Source organism: Mesorhizobium intechi (assembly GCF_002879535.1).
Lineage (GTDB): Bacteria > Pseudomonadota > Alphaproteobacteria > Rhizobiales > Rhizobiaceae > Mesorhizobium > Mesorhizobium intechi.
Window position 1 is genome coordinate 1 of record NZ_PNOT02000265.1, and the last position, 4,705, is coordinate 4,705.

The 4,705-nt window shown below is 61.8% G+C and carries 7 protein-coding genes; 4 read left to right on the forward strand and 3 right to left on the reverse strand.

Going from position 1 to position 4,705, the window contains the following annotated elements; all coding sequences use genetic code 11:
• Nucleotides 1-716 (reverse strand): oxidoreductase (locus C1D09_RS23475; protein WP_143976525.1); only part of this gene is annotated, 716 nt, incomplete at its 3' end.
• Between the two features lie 145 nt (nucleotides 717-861).
• On the opposite strand from C1D09_RS23475, the gene C1D09_RS23480 reads away from it, so the two are divergent.
• The 4 genes from C1D09_RS23480 (at nucleotide 862) to C1D09_RS23495 (ending at nucleotide 2,488) form a co-directional block, all read left to right on the forward strand.
• The gene (locus C1D09_RS23480) at nucleotides 862-1,440 is read left to right on the forward strand and encodes an NUDIX domain-containing protein (protein ID WP_143976526.1); all 579 of its coding nucleotides are present in this window, start codon (nucleotides 862-864) and stop codon (nucleotides 1,438-1,440) included.
• A gap of 98 nt (nucleotides 1,441-1,538) precedes the next feature.
• Complete coding sequence (locus C1D09_RS23485) at nucleotides 1,539-1,760, forward strand: hypothetical protein (RefSeq protein WP_143976527.1); 222 nt, start codon at nucleotides 1,539-1,541, stop codon at nucleotides 1,758-1,760.
• Nucleotides 1,757-1,972, forward strand: a complete 216-nt coding sequence (locus C1D09_RS23490; RefSeq protein WP_143976528.1) for a hypothetical protein — start codon at nucleotides 1,757-1,759, stop codon at nucleotides 1,970-1,972. The genes C1D09_RS23485 and C1D09_RS23490 overlap by 4 nt, the downstream gene beginning before the upstream one ends.
• A 204-nt stretch (nucleotides 1,973-2,176) precedes the next feature.
• Nucleotides 2,177-2,488 carry a hypothetical protein gene (locus C1D09_RS23495; RefSeq protein WP_143976529.1) on the forward strand — a complete coding sequence of 104 codons (312 nt, stop codon included), beginning with the start codon at nucleotides 2,177-2,179 and terminating at the stop codon, nucleotides 2,486-2,488.
• Nucleotides 2,489-2,517: 29 nt separating this feature from the next.
• Here C1D09_RS23495 and C1D09_RS23500 read toward each other — a convergent pair whose 3' ends face one another.
• Both C1D09_RS23500 and C1D09_RS23505 read right to left on the reverse strand, forming a co-directional pair.
• Complete coding sequence (locus C1D09_RS23500) at nucleotides 2,518-2,811, reverse strand: hypothetical protein (protein ID WP_143976530.1); 294 nt, start codon at nucleotides 2,809-2,811, stop codon at nucleotides 2,518-2,520.
• A 222-nt stretch (nucleotides 2,812-3,033) separates the two neighbouring features.
• Nucleotides 3,034-4,539, reverse strand: coding sequence for an HAL/PAL/TAL family ammonia-lyase (locus C1D09_RS23505; protein ID WP_143976531.1), 1,506 nt, complete (start codon nucleotides 4,537-4,539; stop codon nucleotides 3,034-3,036).
• Nucleotides 4,540-4,705 lie beyond the last annotated feature (166 nt).

Genomic DNA, 4,705 nt, shown 5'->3' on the forward strand with positions numbered 1-4,705 from the left:
ACCCAGTCCTTCACCGACAGCCGCGCGCCGAGCATCATCTTCGGCACCGCTTGTCTCACCGCCCTGGCGATTTCGACGACAAGACGCATCCGGTTTTCCAGCGAGCCGCCCCAGCGGTCGGTGCGCTGGTTGGACAGCGGCGACAGGAACTGGAAGATCAGGTAGCCATGTGCCGCATGCAGTTCGATGAAGTCGAAGCCGGCGCGTTCGGCCCGCCTGGCGGCTTGGGCGAACCGCTCGATGAGCTGCAGGATCTCTTCCTCAGCGAGCGCGCGCGGCACGTTCCAGCCGGTGTCGTAGGCGATGGCCGAGGCCGAGACGGTCTGCCAGGGGTCTTCGTTCGGCTGCAGCGGCCCGCCGCCCTCCCACGGCTTGCGGTTCGAAGCCTTGCGGCCGGCATGCGCAAGCTGCGTGCCGAATTTCGTGCCTGGCGGGGCGACGCGTCGTGCCGCGTCCAGAGTGAGGCGCGCGGCGGCTTCGTTGTCGTCGGAGTAAAGTCCGAGGCAACCATGGGTGATGCGCCCGCGCCGCTCGACATCGGTCATCTCCACCGTGACCATGCCGGCGCCGGACATGGCCAGGTTCATCCAGTGGTAAAGATGCCAGTCGCTGGCCGACCCGTCCTCGGCGGAATACTGGCACATCGGCGCCACCGCGATGCGGTTGGGAAAGGTGAGGCCATCGAGGGTGATCGGCTGAAAAAGCGATGCAGTCATGAAGAGGGCTCCGGGGAGAGGGAAGACGCTATCTAGGCGACGGACATCTTGCATACCACACACGAGAGGGTGAAACGCTGCACCAATTGCGCCGGCGCCGGTTCGCGGCTACGCCTGCGCCCGGCGGCAAATACCGAGGTATCCAATGGAAGATCGTATTCGTATCCGTTCGGAAGAGATTCTTTCCGACGACTGGGCGGTACTGAAAAAGACCGTGCTCGACTACCGCCGGCGCGACGGGCAGTGGGAGACGCAGGTACGCCAGACCTATGATCGCGGCGACGGAGCGGTGATCCTGCCTTACGACCCACAGCGTTCGACCGTGCTTCTGGTGCGCCAGTTCCGCTATCCCGCCTATGTCACCGGCCATCGCGAACCGCTGATCGAGGCCTGTGCTGGGTTGCTCGACGAAAACGACCCCGAGACCGCCATCCGCAAGGAGGCGGAGGAAGAACTGGGCTACCGGCTGAAGGATGTAGAGCGGTTGTTTTCGCCGTATATGAGTCCGGGCAGCGTGACCGAGCGGCTGTGGTTCTTCCTTGCCCGCTATTCGCCCGCCGACCGCATCTCCGCCGGCGGCGGCGCGCCGGAGGAGGGCGAGGACATCGAGGTCCTGGAAATGCCGCTCGACGAAGCGCTGGCTGGCATCGCCGACGGCCGCATCGTCGATGCCAAGACCATCATCTTGATCCAGCATCTGAAGCTGAACCCGGTGAAGGCTTGACCGACATTCCGGGATGAGTTGGCTCCCTTCTCGCATCAAGGAACCAAAGCGGTCAGCGGCGGTTTACCTCTCGAAGGGACCGCAACGGAAGCGGAACAATGGTTGAGCTTTTCGATATCGAACTGACCAAGGCCAGACAGCGCGTCAACCGAATGGAACTCGCTCTGGAACGCGCGGAAGAAATGCTGGACGAGGACTGCGGGGTCGGAATCAATATCGCGCTTTGCAGCCGGATCAGGACCGCGCAGCGGCGACTGATCGAGGCCAGGGAGCGTCTGACCAGGATTGATCCGCCAATAGTTTTTGGTGGTTCCCAATGATGATCGCGACATTTCACCACGAAACCGCAAGAAGCGGCGAGGTCTATCGCGCCGCCAGGTCTGCGCTTCTGACGCAGCGAATGATCCAGGACATAAAGCGCACCGATGCCGCGGCCGAGAAAGTAGAGCGAATGCTGGCCAAGTTGGCCGAAGCAAACGCTCTCGACGAACCAGCCCGTACGGCGTCAGTCGGTCCGCGCCGTTCTGGCTAGGTCCGCCTCATGTGGCGTGGCGTCGAACTGGTCCATTACGATGGCATGAGGGCCAAAGGACGCTTCGGGCATCGTATATTAGCAATATACGATATATTAAGGGCTATAGTGCAGCCTTTGGCACGGGATGGAAAAAACCTCCCATCCGCGTTCCGACATGCGCCCTTGAGCGCCGGAACGCTGGACCAATGCGGAGTAAAACGCATGAGTGTCGGAGCCGCTCTCGAACAATTGCTGCGGCTGATCTATCGCCGGGCCATCAAGCTTTCGATGTTGCCGGAGGATGAAAGGGATTCCCACTACGATCACATCCGCCTGTCGTGTTGCGCGGCCGCCGAGCACATTGGGCAAGATCCCGACAGGGCAGCCGTCACGGCAAACGATATGGTCGAGTTTGTTCGCGCGCTGGTCGGAATCATTGAGGTAGGCTCTGGACCGGACCATGAGCGAAGCGCCGATCAGCGAGTGCCGATGCCACATTCTGGCGGGCAAGAGAGTGGCGCTACGCGCATCTAGCAAATAGGCGAGACAGCGGGAACGAGGCGCTAACGCTCTTGCTGGACGAGGTAGGTGCTGGTGATGGCGTCGCCGCCCAGGCCACGAGTCACAAAAACCCTTGTATAGCCGACCGGCAAGGTATCTGTGACGGTGGCATCGACGGGGCGACACCGGCCGACGGTTTCGCCGTTCGGAGCGCTTGCCAGCCTAGCCTTCAGCGAAGCCATGCATAAGTCGAGCGACGCATACATGGTTGGCGCCATATCGACGGGTTTGCAGACAGAACCCTCCACCGGGCTGCACCGGAGCAAAACCATCACTGCCGCCGTTGCCGGATCCATTTTCAAAGTCTCCCGCGTTTCGACCACCCTCAACGCGCAAATTGATCCTTTGTTTCGCCGTTGCTAAAATGAATGCGGTCGTCCGGTCTCGATGGGGTTGCCCCGGAAGAGGCGAGGACACCGAGGTCCTTTAAAATGCCGTTCGATGAGCGCCGGCCGGCATAGCCTTTGAAGCCGAACTCGATGAAGACCTAGCCTCTCGAAGGGGACGGAGCATTTGCGTTACGAACTGTGGCGCGGACAGGCTGGCACGTCCATTTCGCGGATGAAGTTGCGCAAGGCTTCCATGTCCCGGGACAGAGGCCGATCGTCGCAATAGTGTGCGATATTGTCCCGGACCATTCGATAGATGAGGTCGGTACCAGGCGCACGTGCACCGCGCCCAGCCAGAAAATCATGGGCCTGCGCGGCTGCCATGAGCTCGATCGCCAGAATGTATTCGGCGTTGTCGATAACCGCCAGCAGCTTGTTGGCTGCGACGGTTGGATGAGCAAGAAAATCCTCTTGCAGGCCGGATGTGACGCCGCCGTCGGTCGCCGCCGGGGCGGCCAAACGCCGATTGACGTTGCTGAGCGACGTGGCCGTGTATTGGGCGATCATGAAGCCGGAATTGGCTCCGTCCTCGTCGGCAAGGAAGGCCGGCAAATTGTTGACAAGCGGATTGACGAGACGATCGATCCGACGCTCGCTCATTCCAGCCACCTGAGCCATAGCGATGGTCAGGCCGTCGGCAGCCTGCCCGAGGGCGGGCGCTACCGCATGCGCCTCTGAAACGACCTGAGGATCGTTCAAAGACCCGAATACCGCCGGATTGTCGGTGACGGCAGCCAATTCGCGGTCGACAAGCTCGACGGACCGGTCCAGCACCTCACGGGCGGCGCCATGAACATGCGGCACGGCGCGAAGACTGAGGGCGTCTTGCGTGCGACTGCCGTGTGCCAGCGCGACAAGTTCGCTGCCATGAAGCCAGCCGCGTAGCGATTTACCCACGCTTTGAATGCCGGGTGAGGGCCTCATCGCCAGGATTTGTTCGCCAAAGGCCGGCATTTGCGCGCCCGCGGCTTCAAGCGTCAAAGCCGCCGCCGCGTCAGCCCATCCAAGCAAACGCTCGGCGCGCAGCACGGCGATGCTTGTCAGGCCGGTTGCGCATGCGGTGCCATTGACCAGGCTCAAGCCTTCCTTGGCGCCAAGTTCCAATGGCTCCAGACCCATTTCAGCCAGCGCCTCGAGCCCGCTCATGGAGCGGCCTGCCACGGTTGCACTGCCTTCGCCGATCAGGACCAGTGCGACATGTGCGTTGTGCGTCAAATACCCGGCCGATCCTCGGGACGGCACATCGGGAACGCAGTCGCGCTCGATAAAGGTGAGCAGATTGCGGACGATCGCCGGGCTCACGCCCGAATGGCCGTGCGCGAAATTTGCCACTTGAGCGGCAATGATGGCGCGCACGCCGTGTCTCGGCACGAGGTCGCCTACGCCGCAGGCGTGACTGCGAATGATATTGCGCGACAGTTTTTTTTGCAGGGCAGGCGCCACGATCTTGCTTGCCAAGGCGCCGACCCCGGTATTGACGCCATAGGCGCGGATGCCTTTTTCGACGATGGCCGCCACGATCTGGTTCGCGAAGGCAATCCTCTCCCACGCTGCCTGGCTAAGCGCCAGGTTTTCGCCTTCACTCACCCGCGCGATGTCGCGCCAGCTGGCGTTTCTATCTATCGTTATTGTCATTGCCCGTTCCGAATAGCTTTTCGACTGCGCAGGCGGCTGTTGGCCCGTTCGAAAGGCGGCGTGAGAACCGCTGCTTCGGCACCGTGCCGCCCAACCACGGGCATAATGGCGATGGAATTGCCGGCTGATGCGACTGTAGCGACGTCGTCGGCAATAAAAGACATAC